This window comes from Bernardetia sp. (genome assembly GCF_020630935.1).
Lineage (GTDB): Bacteria > Bacteroidota > Bacteroidia > Cytophagales > Bernardetiaceae > Bernardetia.
On record NZ_JAHDIG010000030.1, the window covers coordinates 1 to 16041 of the forward strand.

Sequence of the window (16041 nt, forward strand, 5' to 3'; positions counted from 1 at the left end):
AAACACAGATTTTTGAAAACTTGAGTAAAGCCTTTGGCGTGATGAAAGATGCCGTCGAAACGGGTCTAAAAGAAGAAATGATTTCTCGTTCTGGAATGATAAACAACGGAGCAAAGAAAGTCTATCGCTATCCTACGCCTGTTTTGTCGTTGGAGTTTCAGCACCTTATTGCTCGTGCGCTGGCTGCAAAAGAGGTCAATTCTTGTATGGGACGCATCGTGGCTGCTCCTACGGCTGGAGCTTCTGGTATCTTACCTGGAACGCTTTATACTTTGCAAGAAATTCATGGCATAGAAGAACAAAAAATCTTGGAAGGACTTTTAGTAGCTGCTGGAATTGCTCTAATTATTGAACAAAATGCTTCGCTCGCTGGTGCTGTGGGAGGTTGTCAAGCCGAAACGGGAAGTGCTGCTGCAATGGCTTCTGGTGCGATGGTCTATTGTTTGGGAGGAGATATAAACCAAGTTTTTGGAGCTGTGGCGATTACGATTCAGTGTATGCTTGGACTGGTCTGCGACCCTGTGGCTGGCTTGGTAGAAGTACCTTGTGTGGTCAGAAACGCAAGTGCTGCTGCGATTGCATTCTCTTCGGCTCAAATTTCGCTTGCTAATGTAAGTGCTGTTATTCCAGTAGATGAATGTGTGGCTGCAATGGGCGAAATAGGGCAAAGTATGGAAAGCAGATATAAAGAAACAGCTCTAGGAGGTCTTGCAGCAACTGGGACAGGACAACAAATTTCGAAACGTGTCTTGATTCACGATATTGAAATGCTAGATGACGAAGACGAATCAATTACAAATTAAATAATTACGAATTGAATGAAAAAAATATTTCACTTACCTTGTTTTTACCAACGACTTGTTTTCTCTTTTTTTATAATTTTTCTCTTTGCTTCTTTTATTCCAAAACACGCTATGCACCTTAGCATTACGGAAATGGATTTTAAAGAAAAAGGAGACATTACAGAAATTCAAATCTCTCATAAAATATTTGTAGATGATTTGGAAAAAGCTCTTCGAAAAAATTATAAAACTGTTTTTGAAAAAGACAAACCCAATCTTTCTACCAAAACCCAACACAAGGAGGCCGAAAAGTATATGTATGAATACTTAAAAAAAGTCGTTGATTTAAAAATTAAAAATCAGAGAAAAGAAATAAATTATATCGGAGTAGAGTTTGAAGGCGATGTAGTTTGGGTGTATGGAACAATACAAAAATCTAATTCGGAAGACAATGAAACTATTTCTATCAAAAATATGATTTTGATGGATGTATTTGATGACCAACGAAATATGCTCTACCTTTATAAGAAAGGTGTAGAAAACAATGAGCAGAAAGAATTTCTAAATTTTACATTGGATAACCGAATTCAAACTATTAGTTTTTAAGTTTTTTTAAAAAAATGACCGAAATCTAAACTTGAATTGGCTTTTTATACGATTTTGTGCTATATTTTGATTGTGAAAAAAACTTTACTACAACAGACTAACTACAAAACTGTTTATTTTTTTTATGGAAGATAACAATTTACTTATCTCAGACACTACTGAAAAGTTTTCTGGAGAAGGCTATAATACAAATCCACAGGAAAGAACGGTAGCTCTTATAGATGACAAACAGTATATTGCCGAGCGTTTGGACTCTCAAATGAACTGGTACGACAGAAAAAGTAGTGAGAATAAAAAAAAATATAAACGTATAAAAAGAGCAGAAGCTGTTATAGCAGCCCTAATTCCTGTTGTAATTACTTTTGGAGCATTTAAAATAGTACAAGAAAACGATTTAGGAGTATATCTACAAGTAGTGGCAGCTTTGGCAGGTGTGGCGTTGGTAATTATGAATAGTTTTTTAGAATTAGACGAACACTACAAACTTTGGAAAGAATATCGTGTTACTTGTGAGATGATGCGCCATGAACGTTATATGTACATGACACGTAGCGAACCTTACGATGAAGCTGATGCGTTTCCTCGCTTAGTTGAAAAAATAGAAGCAATTCTAAACTCTGAAACACAGCGTTGGAAACAAATTGACAAGAAAACAGACAAAAAACAAAAAAATCCTACCACAAAAGAAGACGAAGAAACAGAAAATAAAAAGCTTTCTTAAAATCAATTAGTAATTCATTTTTTTAAATTAGTAATCAAAATGCCAAAAGTATTTTTAGGGGGAACTGTAAATGGCTCAAAATGGAGGGATTACGTAATGCCTCGCTTACACATAGATTATTTTGACCCTGTGGTAGAAGAATGGAACGACGAAGCCTATAAAAAAGAACTCTATGAAAGGGAACACTGCGATTATTGTCTCTACGTCTTGACACCCAAGATGAAAGGAGTATATTCTATTGCCGAAGTAGTGGATGATTCTAATAAACGACCTAAGAAAACACTATTTTGTTTCTTGAAAAAAGATGGAGACAAAGAGTTTGATGCTGTTCAGTTGCGTTCTATGCAGGCTGTTACCAAAATGGTCGTAAATAATGGGGCAAAGCATTTTGACACCTTAGATGAGCTGATTTCTTTTCTCAATACTGCCCCTAGAAAAATACGACATACTTCTCCTATTAAATAAATTGTTTTTTGTTATTGAATATAAATATATTTATATTAGAATTTATTAATAAATTTACTCAAACTTAGAATAAAAAAAATGAAAAATGACGATTTTTTAGATAAAGACTCTTTCTATTCAGAAGGAGGTTTTCAAGTAACCAATGCTGCTAAAAGTTTTTTGGCTACTTCAGCTTCTTGGGGGAAATTCTTGGCTATTATGGGTTTTATTGGTACAGCTCTGATGATTTTGGGAGGTATAGCAATGATGTTTGTTGGGGCTATTAGCAATAGCTTTTCAACAGGTACAACCATGAATCCTTTTGGTGCATTCGGAGGAGTTGGGATTGGACTATTATATCTATTTCTGGCAATTTTTTACTTTTTTCCTGCACTATATTTATATAATTTTTCTTCAAAGACCAAATCAGCTATACGAAACTCAGATAGTTCAGAACTAGAACAAGCTTTCAAAAACTTGAAGTCAATGTTTTTATTCTTAGGAGTTACAACGATTGTATTTATAGCTCTCTATGTATTGGGTATTATATTCGCAATGATAGCAGGAGCTTCTATGTAAAGATATTTTTGATATTCATACAATAATACGTTTCTTGATTTTAAAAATTGGGAAACGTTTTTTTATAAAATGTTGTTAGTGCTTGAGCTTGGAGAAGTTGAATGGATGATAAAAAAATGGCTTTGTTTTATATCAATTTTTAATAACTTTATATTTGACTTTTCCTAAATCTAATTTCCTATTGATTTTATTCCTATCATAATTTTAAGAAAATGAACGAACAAGATAAAGATTACGAAGATTATAAAAACGAGCAAGAGAAAGAGCCTAACGATTATTTAGAGGCAAACAGAAAGATGTGGAACTCGCTGACAGAAGCTCACCGAGACTCTAATTTTTATAATGTAGCGCAGTTTAAAAAAGATAGAAACTCCTTAAATTCTATCGAAATAAATGAGGTTGGAGATGTAAAAGGAAAATCACTTCTACATTTGCAATGTCATTTTGGAATGGATACGCTTTCTTGGGCAAATATGGGAGCTAAAGTTACAGGAATGGATATGTCGGATGCTTCTATTGAACTAGCAGGAGAACTTAGCCGAGAGATAGAAACACCTGCTAATTTTGTAGTTTCTGATGTATATTCACTCAGAGATAACTTAGAAGGAGAGTTTGATATTGTTTTCACCTCTTATGGTGCAATTGGTTGGTTGCCAGACCTCAATAAGTGGGCAGAAATAGTGGCAAGTTATATAAAAGAAGGTGGATTTTTCTATATGGTAGAATTTCATCCAGTAATTTATATGTATGAATGGGGAAATAATTTTGCCTTGCAGTATTCTTATTTCAACGAATCGTCTATTGTGGAGGAAGTAGAACAGTCTTATACAGGCGACAGACACAAACAAAAGCAAGTTTCTTATTCTTGGAATCACTCAGTAAGCGAAATTATAAATTCTCTGTTAGCGCAAGGCTTGCAATTAGAATTTTTCAATGAATATCCGTATAGTGTTTACAACTGCTTTCCAAATCTAAAAGAAGTAGAAAAAGGAAAGTTCCGTTTTAAGCCTCCTTATGATAAACTGCCTCATACTTTCTCATTAAAAGTTAGAAAACCATTTTCTAAGAAAAAAATCAGTGGAAGAATTGAGGTGTAATAGTATTTTCTGCAAGTAATCATGTAGGTCAAATGACTTACCTTTGACTGTATAAGTATAGTTTTTTTAGAGGTTATGGCAATCTATTATCTCACAAAGAATTATGTGAAAAAGTATATCAAAAATTTGGAAAAATAAAATTGTTGTCCACGCAAATTAGGCAAATAATAAAAAATAGGTAACTTTGCTGCAAAGAACTACACATTTTTTATGAGTATTACAACCTTATTTAATAAAACAGTCTAACATTTTTTTGTATTTGTACGTTAGGCAAATCAAAATATATCCATCCTGTACTACTTTTTTTGTCTAGTATATATAGTATAATTTTAGAATAAGAATAGTCAAATTTATGTCAAAAAATCTCGTCATAGTAGAATCTCCAGCCAAAGCAAAGACCATTGAAAATTATCTTGGAAAAGACTTTACCGTTACTTCTAGTTTCGGACATGTGCGTGATTTGCCAAAATCTAATGATGCTATCGATATTGAAAATAATTTCAATCCAACCTATGTCATTTCTAAAGATAAAGAAGATGTAATTCGTTCGCTTCGCAAACTTGCCAAAAATGCAGAAACAGTTTGGCTCGCAACGGATGATGACCGAGAAGGAGAAGCTATTTCGTGGCATTTAAAGGAGGCTTTAGAGCTTGACAAAAAAGATACAAAGCGTATTATTTTTAGAGAAATTACAAAATCGGCTATTCTAAATGCTATTCAAAATCCAAGAACGATAGACGATGATTTGGTAAATGCTCAACAAGCTAGACGTATTTTGGACAGGTTAGTAGGTTTTGAACTTTCTCCAGTACTTTGGAAAAAAGTAAAATACGGGCTTTCGGCAGGACGTGTGCAGTCGGCTGCTGTGCGTGTGGTGGTAGAAAGAGAAAGAGAAATTGATGCCTTCAACGCCAATAGTTTTTATAAAATAGATGCTATTTTTGATGTAGAAAATGGAAAAAAGCTAAATGCAGAACTGGTTAAGCGTTTGAGTGAAAAAACATTGGCGCAGCAGTTTTTGGAAAACTGTGTGGCTGCTACTTTCAAAATTGAGGATTTAGAGAAAAAACCAGCCAAAAAATCACCAGCTCCTCCATTTACTACTTCAACCTTGCAACAAGAAGCCAGTAGAAAATTAGGTTTTTCGGTTTCACAAACAATGATGATAGCACAAAGGCTCTATGAAGCAGGTCATATTTCATATATGCGTACCGATTCGGTTAATCTTTCAGTAGAGGCTCGCCAAAATGCAGAAAATGAAATTAAGGCTTCTTACGGAGCAGAGTATTCGAAAAATCGTGTGTACAAGACCAAATCAAACTCTGCACAAGAAGCACACGAAGCTATTCGTCCTACTAATTTTGCCAATCGTCAGCCTGTTTCAGATGGGCAGCAGCAACGACTGTATGAACTAATTTGGAAACGTGCTATTGCTTCTCAAATGTCGGATGCAAAGCTAGAGCGTACTATCGTTACGATAGGCATTACAAAAGAAGGAAAAAAAATACAAGAAACACTCAAAGCAACAGGCGAAATTATCAAGTTTGAAGGATTTTTAAAAGTATATTTAGAATCTAAAGACGATGAGGAAGATGAGGAAAACAGCGAAACAAAAGGTGTTTTGCCTCCTTTAAAAGTCGGACAAGAGCTAGATTTAGAGCAAATGACAGCCACAGAACGCTTTACTCGTCCAAAACCTCGTTATACAGAAGCCTCGTTAGTAAAAGAATTGGAAGAGAAAGGAATTGGTCGTCCTTCTACGTATGCTCCAACTATTTCAACTATCCAAAAAAGAGAGTATGTTGTCAAAGAATCAAGAGATGGTGTTCAGAGGAAATATTCTGTCTTGACACTTAAAAGCGACAAAATATCTGACAAAACAAAAACAGAAACAACTGGAGCAGAAAAAAATAAACTATTTCCTACCAATATGGGAATGGTAGTCAATGATTTTTTAGTGGGTAACTTTCCAAATATTGTTGACCTCACTTTTACAGCACAAGTAGAAGAGCAATTCGATAAAATTGCTGATGGAAATTTAGATTGGGAAAAAATGCTCAAATCTTTCTATGGAGAGTTTCATCCTCAAGTAGAAAAGGTTGGAAAAGATGGAGAGTATGCCAGCACAGCAAGAGAACTAGGCAAAGACCCAAAAACAGGTAGAGTAATACAGGCAAGAATGGGGCGTTATGGCGCACTCGTTGAAAAACTACCACTAGACCCAGATGACAAGGAACAAAAACCAGAATTTGCATCGCTTCTGAAAGGGCAATATTTAGATAAAATTACGTTAGAAGATGCCTTAGAACTTTTCAAACTGCCTCGTGATGTAGGAATGTTTGAGAATAAAAAAGTGGTAGCTGCTATTGGGCGTTTTGGTCCTTATATTCGCCACGATGGAAAGTTTGTTTCTATACCAAAGGAAGAAGATCCACTTACCATAAATGAAGAACGAGCTATCGAACTCATCAAGGAAAAACGAGAAAAAGATGCTAAAAAAATCATTAAAGTTTTTCCAGAAAATGAAGAAGTTCGTGTCTTGAACGGACGTTGGGGACCTTATATCGCTGTGGGTAAGCAAAATGTAAAAATTCCGAAAGACTTAGATATTGAACCTAAAGATTTGACTTTAGAAAAGTGTTTGGAACTTGCTGAAGCTGCACCAGAGAAAAAAGGAGGTAGATATGTAAAGAAAACAGCGGCGAAGAAAGCTCCTGCTGCTAAAAAGGCAACAGCAAAGAAAACAACAGCTAAAAAAGCCACTACAACCAAAAAAACAACAACTAAGAAAGCTACAAAGAAAAAGTCAGATTGATACAGTAGATATAATATCTGATTTTTCTAGAGTACTGGACATGAGATAAAAAGTTGTTGGTGTCGCTACGCTAAAACACCAACAAACGGTGTTTTTTCTCTGTTCTGTGACTCACAGAACAGCAAATATATTGATGTCCAGTACTCTATGATTTTTCTTATTAGAAATATTGAAACCACCTTCATCAAAAAGCGAATGAAAGGTGGTTTTTTAGATTATTTTTGTAAAAATAGAATTTTATAACTATTTTTTTGAAGTATTTTTATGTAAACCTATCTTTAAAATGAGTATCTTTGATTAGAATAAATAACTCTAAGTATGAAAAAAACAAAACAATTCTATTTTCTAGCAGCCACCTTCATTATTTCAATGTGCTTTTCATTTGTGATAAAGAATAATTTTGATACAGTTATTCCCATAGACGAAAATCAGCTTATTGAGCTTACCAAAAAGGAGAGCGATTCTCTGCATATCATAAATTTTTGGGCTACTTGGTGCGCTCCTTGTGTGCGTGAATTACCTCATTTTAATGAAGCTAACAAAAAATACAATGACCAAATTTCTATGAATCTTGTCAGTATGGATTTTGACAACCAATTAGAGAAACGAGTTATTCCATTTTTTCAGCGAAAAAACTTTTCAGAGTATGCAATGGATAAGTACTTGATTACGTCTATGAAATATGACGACTGGATGCCCAAAATAGATAAAAACTGGTCAGGCTCTATACCAGCCACGCTTTTTTACAACAAAACTAAAAATGTTTATCACTTCCATGAAGGCGATTTCAATGAAGAAGAACTCTTTCATACTATTGATTCGCTTTTGGCGTTGTGATAAGAAAAGTTTTAATTTCTATATTTCAAATTTTATTCAATTCTCAAATTTCTATTTTTATTATGAATTATAACAAGTTTTTTACTTCTATTTCTGTGTTAGTAGCTATGTTGGTGGTTGTCTTATTTGCTGCTGCTACCGATGAAAATGGATACGCTGTTGGTGATGAGGCAACAGATTTCAATTTGAAAAATATTGATGGCAAAATGGTTTCACTAGCTAGTATGAAAGATGCTAAAGGCTATATTGTTACTTTTACGTGTAACCACTGTCCGTATGCAAAACTTTATGAAGACCGTCTAATAGAACTTCATAACCAGTTTGCAGAGCAGGGCTATCCAGTAGTGGCTATTAATCCAAATGTTTTGACACAAGAAGATGACACTTACGAAAAAATGATTGAGCGTGCTGCAGAGAAAGAGTTTCCTTTCGTATATCTTGCAGACGAAGACCAAAATATTACCAAAACGTATGGTGCTACAAAAACTCCACACGTTTACGTATTGAGCAAAAATGATGGTAAGCTAAAAGTAGAATACATTGGAGCTATCGACGACAATGCAAAAAGTGCAGAAGAAGCAGAAGAAATGTATGTAGAGAATGCTGTAAATGCTCTTTTGGCTGGTAAAAAAGTAAAAAAGAAAGAAGCCAAAGCAGTAGGCTGTTCTATCAAATGGAAAAAATAATTGCTTGATAGAAACGTAAAAAAAGCGACGTTCTACTGTAGAATGTCGCTTTTTTATTTTATTAAGTAATTTTCAATTTATCGTATCAAGACAATTTCATCGCTAATTACTTCTGATTCGTTTCCAGCATCGTCTTTAAACTTTATAAATACCGATTTTTTGCCATTTTCTCCTACCAAACGCCAATCACTGATAAGTTCTTCGTAAGGCAACCAACGACTACCTCTGAAATTTTCTGAATTTGAAATCATCATATATTTTGCATCTTCTGCTTTGATAACTAATTCAACAATTCCATCAATGTGTCTTGAGGTTTGGTCACCACCATTTATAATGATGCTTATATTTGAAGGAGGCGTTGAATCTACATCTATACTTGCCGAGACTACTTCTGTTGTGTTTTTTGCATTATCTCTAAACTTGGCATATAGTGTTTTTTCTCCATCACCTTCTGAAAGTGTCCATTTCAAATACCTTTGCATCTGCTGCCATTCTGCTCCTTCAAAATTTTCGTTGTCTGCAACCATCATTTCAGTTGCTCCTCCTGCTGTTAGTGCGAGCTGTACTTCTGCTGATTGTTTTGTAGTTGCTGGTTCGCCTCCATTGATGGTTATAGATGGGCGCACAGGACCTTGCGTATCAAGAATTACCTTGTCTGAAACTACTTCTGAAATATTACCAGAACGGTCTCTAAATTTGGCAAACACCATCTTAACTCCATCTAATTTGTTTCCAAGTTGCCAATCTGCTATCTCTGGAGTAACAATTTGCCAACGCTGACGGTAAAATGAACGATGATTTGAAACCATTACATAATAACGCCTATCAGGTTCTTCAGCACTTACCAAAAGTTTTACAAGTTGTGTCGAATCTTTAATGGCTTCTCCTTCCACATCAATTTTGAGCTTTGGGTTTTTCGGAGCAGTCATATCCAAATGAATATTGGCTGTTACTATTGCCATCATGTTTGCTTTAGCATCTTTAAAACGAACATACACTTTTTGGTCGCCATCCTCTGGAATAAGTTTCCAACCATAAACAGTTGGTTGATAAGGAATCCAATGTGCATCTATGAAATCTTGACGGTTGCTTATCTGCATCTGCGTAACATCATACGCTGCAATTTGAAGCGTAACGAAAGGTGTGCGTGTATAATGACTTCCTCTATTGATAGTAAGCCTGTTGGTAGAATCTTTTTTAAAGTTGAACTGCGCCCAAGAAGTGGTAGAAATGCAACATGAAAAGAATAAAAAAATAAGACTAATCAACAATTTTTGAGAACGTAAAAATATATGAGTAGAATAACACAATGAATTGCAATTTATCATCTTGATTATGATTGAGTAATGATTTGTCCGTATGAAAAGCTATTTTTATAGGATAATTCTTAATGAAAATTACCTATCAATTTCCCTAAAAGTATGCCAAAATTACTAAAAATAAAAGGAACAGAAGAAGAGTAAAAAAGAAACAAAGTAGGAAAAATAATATTTCTCTATAGAGTATTGGATATGAGATAAAAAGTTGTTGGTGTCGCTACACTAAAACACCAACAAACGGCATTTTATCCCTGTTCTGTGACTCACAGAACAGCAAATATCTATTAATGTCCAGTACTCTAATTATTTCTACCTCTAGTTCTGCCACTTCCTCTTTGTTGTTTTTCTAGTTCTATGGCTTTTGCTGTTTTGAAGTTACGAATCATATAGGTAAAACTTACCATGAAATAACGTTGTAAAACCTGTGTTTGTATATCTTCAATGTAGGTTTCTGTAACATTTCTAGCAATACTATTATTTTGTCCCAATAAATCAAATACATTTAACTTTATTTCAGCTCTTTCATTTTTCAAAAAACGTTTGCCTATTCCCATACTCCAAAGTAAAAAATCTTGATTGAAATTATCTGACAAACCATTATAACTCTGATAACTTATGTCATTTTGCCATAAAAATCCCTTTCCTAAAAAGAATAGGTTTCTAAATTCTAAATTATGTGTAATAAAGTTGTTGTCAGCTTGAGGTTGAATAGTGTTTTCTACAATATTGTATCCTAAGTTATAAGTAATTCCAAAATCTATTTTTTCATTGATATTGCTACTTAGTGTGATACCTTCTGTAACAACATAATTGTTTGCTATATTTTCCTCACCATTAATAAAAGTAGGTGTTCGGTTATATGAAAATTGATTATTAAAATTAAGATTAAATTTCCAAAAAGGAATGCCTATCATAGCATTGATACGACTGGTAACGTATCCATCTATATTGACAGGACGAGTAAGCTGTACTCCTTCTGAGAGTAAAACTCCTTCTACTGTTAGCGAATCTTGTGTAGCTATCCAAGTAGAATTGGTAATATAGTCGTTGGTGTTTCGGATATAAGCAAAGGCAAAAAAATTGATACGTTTGTCAGGGTTATTATACGAATAACGAGCAATATAACGGTTTTCTATCTGCTGTTTGAGGTCTTCATTTCCAGTAGAAAGCTGTAAAGGATTACTGTTATTAAGCACTTCTTGAAGTTGCGTAATTTGAGGATTACGAGTAGAAGAACGATAAATTAAGCGCAAATTACTATTTTCAGAAATTTTGTACCTAATAACAACTCTAGGCAAGATATTTTGAAAATTTCTGTTGAAGTCTGTTTCATAAGGGAAAATTTGTCCTCCTTTCAAAGAAGCATTTTGGTAAGTAAAAGCAGTATTAATATTGAGCTTTTTGGTACGGTAACTATACCCTGCGCTTGCTTGATGATATAAATAATTGCTTTCAAGAGTAGAAGAGAGCTGATTATTGAGCTGTCTTTCAGTTTGATTTTCTAAAAAGATATCAAAAGTTTCAGTTTCATTTTTCAACTGATTGTTAGAGTATTCATATTCTAATTGTAAACTAGATTTTTCAGAGAGAGGTTCTGTATATTCTAATTCAGTTGCCCAAAGAATATCATTTTGTTGGTTGAATGTTTCTTGTTGAAGAGTATCAGCACTTTTAAAGGTTTCTACATTGGCAAAAAGTGTGTTCTCTCCGTCTTGTATGTTGGCTTGTGTATTCAGTTTGGCAGAAATAGTGCGTCCACGTTTCTTAAAACGATGACGAAAAAGAACATCATTTTCAAAGTTGAGGGCAGAGGAATTACTATTTAAATTGTTTGTGGTTTGGTTGAGTAAAAAATTATCTGTGGTGCTAGTTGTGGCATCAGTCAAGTTTTCACTCTTATAATTTTGAATATTCAGACGTGGTGTAAGTATGAGTTCATTGACCGAATCTATTTTGTATTCAAAACGAAGAGCAAAACGATGGTTCTGATTATTACTATTGCTGATTTGATTTTGTCGGTAAAACTGATTTTGAGTCGATGAATTATTATCTTCTTGAAGGAAAAAATCTCTAGTTAGGTTGGTAGAAGCATCGTTTTGACTCAAATTAAAAAAATAACTTCCTGAAAGCTGTATTTTTTTGCCCCACTCGTCGCTATAATTAATACCTATACTATGGGTTTGAGTAATTCCATTTTGTCCACCTACTAAAAAATTATTTACATCGCTTGGATTTCCTCTATTTCTTCTCCAACGTCTTGTATTGTTTTCTGAACCCACCACACCCAAAAGGTCTTGGGTAGAAAAATTTTGCTGACTTACATTATTTGTAATTCCGATAACAGAAATACGTTGTTTTCCATTAAAGAAATTAATATTTCCTCCTCCAATATAACGCTCATCTGTACCATAACCACCATAAACTTTTCCAAACTGTCCGTTTCGGCTATCTTTTTTAGTAACAATATTTATCGTCTTGACCGTATTTCCATCGCTTACTCCTGAAAAACGTGCTTGGTCGCTTTCTTGGTCAAAGACTTGTACTTTTTCTATAATTTCGGCAGGTAAATTTTTGAGAGCTACACTGGCATCATTTCCAAAAAATTCTTTTCCATCTACCAAAACTCGTCCAACTTGTTCGCCTTGTGCTTGAATTTGTCCGTTTTCCGTAGTAATGGTTGGCATTTTTTTGAGTAGTGTTTCTGCATCTGCATTTTTTTCGGTAGTAAAGGCAGAGGCATTATATTGTGTGGTATCACCTAATTGTTCAGAGACGACCTGCTGTCCTTCAATAGTTACGGCTAGAAGTGTACTAGCTTGTAAATATATAGGCTCTAGAACCGTATTGGGTTGAGAGATAATAATTTTTTGGGAATGGTTTTGATACCCTACAAAGCTAATTTGAAGAAAATATTCTTTTTGTGAAAGATTTTTAAAATAAAATTTGCCTTCCAAGTCGGTGGTAGCAAAAACGAATTTTGATGTATCGTTAGCAAAGCGCAAGACTACATTGGAAGCTATCAAAGGCTCGTTAGTCTCTTCTTCTAAAACTTTACCCTCAAGGTTATAAGTTTGCCCCATAACAGAGACACTCAATGTACACACAAATAAAAACACAAAAGCACAGAAAAAAGATTTCATAAAAAAATAAGGTATCAATGTAAAAAAATAATGCTTCTCTATGACACCAAATAATCTTAAAAGTTTAATCTAAACCTTGTTTAAAAATGTTAATAATCAAGCATGTTTATGTAGGAAGTGTTATTCCACTGTTTTTGGTTAGTATAACCTCTAAATAACGTGAATTTGGGATTAACAATAAGGTTTTTATTTGTTTAAAATAGATTAGATATAGAACTTGTTTAAGAATGGTTTTCTAGCGCAAGATTCCATCTTGTGCTTACCGTTTCGTCAGCATATGCTGACAAAAAAGTGCGTCCAAGCAGAATGCTTGAACGAGAAATAATAAATAAAATTTACTCTACACTTCATTCAAGCTACTTTTTTCCATTCTTAAACAACTTCATAGTTTTTAGTCTGCTCTAACGAGACTGAACTAACTTATATTAAGGTCAGACCGATAGGGCAGTACCGATATACAAAAAATACAAGCAAAGGAAGCTAACTCTTTATTTCTAAAAGCGTAAACTGAAAAATGCACAGAAGAAGCTGTGTAGTTTACAATTCTAGATTAGAAGTTGTTTTAAGAATGTCTTTCTAGCGCAAGATTCCATCTTGTGCTTACTGTTTTGTCAGCATATGCTGACGAACTGAAAGTCGGTGTAGCCAAAACATGCGTCCAAGCAGAATGCTTGAACGAGATAAAATGAGTAGAACCTACTCTATACTTAATTTAAGACTCTTTTTTCTATTAGCTTCTCTCGCTTTTAGGTCTTAAACAACTTCTTAATTAATGTCTATTACAAACTTCCCAAAAGTTTCAAAATACCAATAAAGTAAAGATAAATCACAACTTCCGAAATTTGCTGTGTTGCACCCAAACAGTCGCCTGTATAACCTCCAATCCATTTTTTAAAATAATAGCCCAAATATAATTTCAAAGCAAACAAGGGAGCAATCACAAGTGCACCTACCGACCATGGCGAAAAGAGAAAAATAGGCAAGAATCCAAAAATAGCTCCTACAATAATTTCAGTAGCAGAAAGCTGCTTGGCAATCGGTTTGACTTTACTTTTTGCATCTTCACGAGCATACTCATGTGTATAGACAAAAGTTAGCGCTGTAAAACGGCTTAGGCTATGCCCTATCAAAAAAATAATCCAAAAAGAATTGAGAGAACTAGCTTCCATAAACTCAAAAAGTGTAAGTAAGGCTGTGTATTTCAAAAGCAAAAGCATGGCAGTTCCAATCATTCCATACGCTCCAATCCTAGAATCTTTCATTATTTCTAAGATTTTTCCTTTTTCCCATCCTCCTCCAAAACCGTCGCAAACATCAGCAAAACCATCCTCATGAAAAGCTCCTGTCAAGAGAATAGTAGCTATCATACTCAAAATAATGGCTACATAATGCGAAAACAAAAACTCACTACCCAAAAATATAAGCGCACCAAAGCCTCCTACTATCCAGCCGATAAAGGGAAAATAAACAGAAGATTTATTGAGTTGCTCATCGCTATATCCTACCCATCTGGGAACAGGAATACGAGTGTAGAACATCAAAGCTGTTAGGAAAAGACGTAACTGGTAGTGCAGTTGGGGTAAGATAGATTCAAATTTGGATAATGAGGGTTGCTTCATAAAAGTAGGAGTATAGAAGTCGTATTCGATTCGACTATAAACGTAATATACTTTATTTCTGTTTGCTGAGACAAAATTCTCTTAAAAAAATACGTTATAAGGGAACAAAATAAGTCATTTTTTACTAATTTTACTATCTTAAAATAAACTCAAAATATCAAAGATTACACATTTTCAATGCAAAGTATGGACTTCAAACTTACACCAGAGATAGAAGAAAAGATAAAATTATTGGCTGTCAAATACGACTCCATGGGACAAGATTTGATTTCCTACCTAGATGGTCTTTTGTATGCCAACTATCTTACTTACTGGGATTATATCCACTTAGATACGCTTTTGAGCCTTCAAGACCCAAAAACAGATTTTCCAGACGAAACGATTTTTATTACTTACCATCAAATCACAGAGCTTTATTTCAAACTCATTATGCATGAGCTAGACCAAGTAAGTTGGCTCAAAGATGCAAATGGAAAGGTGTTTTTAGAAAAAGTACGCCGAGTAAACCGTTATTTTAGACATTTGGTCAATTCTTTTGAAATAATGGTGGAGGGAATGGATTATACAGAGTTTTTAAAATTTAGAATGTCGCTCTTACCAGCAAGTGGGTTTCAGTCGGCTCAATACAGAAAAATAGAAATTTTGTGTACCGATTTTCAGTATTTGGTAGAAGAAAGCCAAAGAGATTTATTTGATGAACACTCTCGTATTGAGGAAATGTTTGGTTATGCGTATTGGAAACGAGGAGCTATCGAAACAGAATCGGGAATGAAAACTCTTACATTGCGACAGTTTGAAAGAAAATATTCAGAAGACCTTTTAAAGCTAACCAAACGCTGCCGAACTCGCAATTTGTGGTTTATTTTTTCAAATCGTTTGCAGGACTCAAAACTTAAAGATAAAATCGTCCATGAACTCCGAACTTTGGATGCTCTTGTTAATATAGATTGGCGACTTTCACACTTTCAAGCTGCAGTCCGTTATCTGAACAAAGATGTAGATGCTGTTTCTGCCACAGGTGGAACAAACTGGCAAAAATATCTTCCTCCTAGATTTCAGAGACAAGTTTTTTATCCATCGCTTTGGAGTGAAGAAGAGTTGGAAAACTGGGGGAAATCTTGGGTGATTCAGCACGTCGGTTCTCGTACTCGTGTAACGCCTCCTTCTCCTTCATCTACTTTTCGTTCGGAAGGAAAGTCTAACCCTGCTAAAGAAGGGAATGGTTAGATATTGTTTTTTTAGAAAAAACTAAATCCAAAACTAGCAACCTAAAAAATATTTTTGTTACCTTTGCAGCCTAAAATTTTGTTCAATAAAGAACAAATTTCACAACAAAAAAGAAATAACAAACAAATTTTATTCTCAAAAATCTAAAAGGTTTTGAGAAGTTTAAGGT

The 16041-nt window shown here is 34.3% G+C and carries 13 protein-coding genes; 10 read left to right on the forward strand and 3 right to left on the reverse strand.

The window, feature by feature from the left end:
• The 9 genes from sdaAA to QZ659_RS09955 form a co-directional block, all read left to right on the forward strand.
• Window positions 1–803: L-serine ammonia-lyase, iron-sulfur-dependent, subunit alpha (gene sdaAA / locus QZ659_RS09915; protein WP_291725555.1), on the forward strand; the 803-nt coding region annotated here is incomplete at its 5' end.
• A gap of 15 nt (window positions 804–818) precedes the next feature.
• Window positions 819–1388, forward strand: a complete 570-nt coding sequence (locus tag QZ659_RS09920; protein WP_291725557.1) for a DUF6702 family protein — start codon at window positions 819–821, stop codon at window positions 1386–1388.
• A 124-nt stretch (window positions 1389–1512) separates the two neighbouring features.
• Complete coding sequence (locus QZ659_RS09925) at window positions 1513–2109, forward strand: DUF4231 domain-containing protein (protein ID WP_291725559.1); 597 nt, start codon at window positions 1513–1515, stop codon at window positions 2107–2109.
• Window positions 2110–2148: 39 nt separating this feature from the next.
• Complete coding sequence (locus QZ659_RS09930) at window positions 2149–2574, forward strand: nucleoside 2-deoxyribosyltransferase domain-containing protein (RefSeq protein ID WP_291725561.1); 426 nt, start codon at window positions 2149–2151, stop codon at window positions 2572–2574.
• Window positions 2575–2652: 78 nt separating this feature from the next.
• Window positions 2653–3132, forward strand: a complete 480-nt coding sequence (locus tag QZ659_RS09935; protein WP_291725563.1) for a DUF5362 family protein — start codon at window positions 2653–2655, stop codon at window positions 3130–3132.
• Window positions 3133–3344: 212 nt separating this feature from the next.
• Complete coding sequence (locus QZ659_RS09940; RefSeq protein WP_291725564.1) at window positions 3345–4229, forward strand: class I SAM-dependent methyltransferase; 885 nt, start codon at window positions 3345–3347, stop codon at window positions 4227–4229.
• A gap of 352 nt (window positions 4230–4581) precedes the next feature.
• Window positions 4582–7044, forward strand: coding sequence for a type I DNA topoisomerase (gene topA / locus QZ659_RS09945; RefSeq protein WP_291725566.1), 2463 nt, complete (start codon window positions 4582–4584; stop codon window positions 7042–7044).
• A 318-nt stretch (window positions 7045–7362) separates the two neighbouring features.
• Window positions 7363–7881 (forward strand): TlpA family protein disulfide reductase, encoded by a 519-nt coding sequence (locus tag QZ659_RS09950; protein WP_291725568.1) that lies wholly within the window; start codon window positions 7363–7365, stop codon window positions 7879–7881.
• 62 nt (window positions 7882–7943) lie between these two features.
• On the forward strand, window positions 7944–8567 hold the full coding sequence (locus tag QZ659_RS09955; RefSeq protein ID WP_291725570.1) for a thioredoxin family protein: 624 nt from the start codon (window positions 7944–7946) through the stop codon (window positions 8565–8567).
• 77 nt (window positions 8568–8644) lie between these two features.
• Here the strand turns inward: QZ659_RS09955 and QZ659_RS09960 are convergent, their stop codons facing one another.
• The 3 genes from QZ659_RS09960 to QZ659_RS09970 all read right to left on the reverse strand — a co-directional run bounded on the left by QZ659_RS09960 (window position 8645) and on the right by QZ659_RS09970 (window position 14645).
• On the reverse strand, window positions 8645–9835 hold the full coding sequence (locus tag QZ659_RS09960) for a hypothetical protein (protein ID WP_291725572.1): 1191 nt from the start codon (window positions 9833–9835) through the stop codon (window positions 8645–8647).
• A gap of 350 nt (window positions 9836–10185) precedes the next feature.
• On the reverse strand, window positions 10186–13026 hold the full coding sequence (locus tag QZ659_RS09965) for an outer membrane beta-barrel protein (protein ID WP_291725574.1): 2841 nt from the start codon (window positions 13024–13026) through the stop codon (window positions 10186–10188).
• A gap of 779 nt (window positions 13027–13805) precedes the next feature.
• Window positions 13806–14645 (reverse strand): adenosylcobinamide-GDP ribazoletransferase, encoded by an 840-nt coding sequence (locus QZ659_RS09970; protein ID WP_291725576.1) that lies wholly within the window; start codon window positions 14643–14645, stop codon window positions 13806–13808.
• Window positions 14646–14831: 186 nt separating this feature from the next.
• Between QZ659_RS09970 and QZ659_RS09975 the strand changes: the two genes are divergently transcribed.
• A complete protein-coding gene (locus tag QZ659_RS09975) occupies window positions 14832–15872 on the forward strand; it encodes a tryptophan 2,3-dioxygenase family protein (protein ID WP_291725579.1) in 1041 nt (346 codons plus the stop codon).
• Window positions 15873–16041 lie beyond the last annotated feature (169 nt).

Coding starts and splice junctions, on each gene's coding strand:
- topA (WP_291725566.1), top strand. CDS start 4,582: ATGTCAAAAAATCTCGTCATAGTAGAATCTCCAGCCAAAGCAAAGACC.
- QZ659_RS09935 (WP_291725563.1), top strand. CDS start 2,653: ATGAAAAATGACGATTTTTTAGATAAAGACTCTTTCTATTCAGAAGGA.
- QZ659_RS09920 (WP_291725557.1), top strand. CDS start 819: ATGAAAAAAATATTTCACTTACCTTGTTTTTACCAACGACTTGTTTTC.
- QZ659_RS09950 (WP_291725568.1), top strand. CDS start 7,363: ATGAAAAAAACAAAACAATTCTATTTTCTAGCAGCCACCTTCATTATT.
- QZ659_RS09970 (WP_291725576.1), bottom strand. CDS start 14,645: ATGAAGCAACCCTCATTATCCAAATTTGAATCTATCTTACCCCAACTG.
- QZ659_RS09965 (WP_291725574.1), bottom strand. CDS start 13,026: ATGAAATCTTTTTTCTGTGCTTTTGTGTTTTTATTTGTGTGTACATTG.
- QZ659_RS09975 (WP_291725579.1), top strand. CDS start 14,832: ATGGACTTCAAACTTACACCAGAGATAGAAGAAAAGATAAAATTATTG.
- QZ659_RS09925 (WP_291725559.1), top strand. CDS start 1,513: ATGGAAGATAACAATTTACTTATCTCAGACACTACTGAAAAGTTTTCT.
- QZ659_RS09940 (WP_291725564.1), top strand. CDS start 3,345: ATGAACGAACAAGATAAAGATTACGAAGATTATAAAAACGAGCAAGAG.
- QZ659_RS09930 (WP_291725561.1), top strand. CDS start 2,149: ATGCCAAAAGTATTTTTAGGGGGAACTGTAAATGGCTCAAAATGGAGG.
- QZ659_RS09955 (WP_291725570.1), top strand. CDS start 7,944: ATGAATTATAACAAGTTTTTTACTTCTATTTCTGTGTTAGTAGCTATG.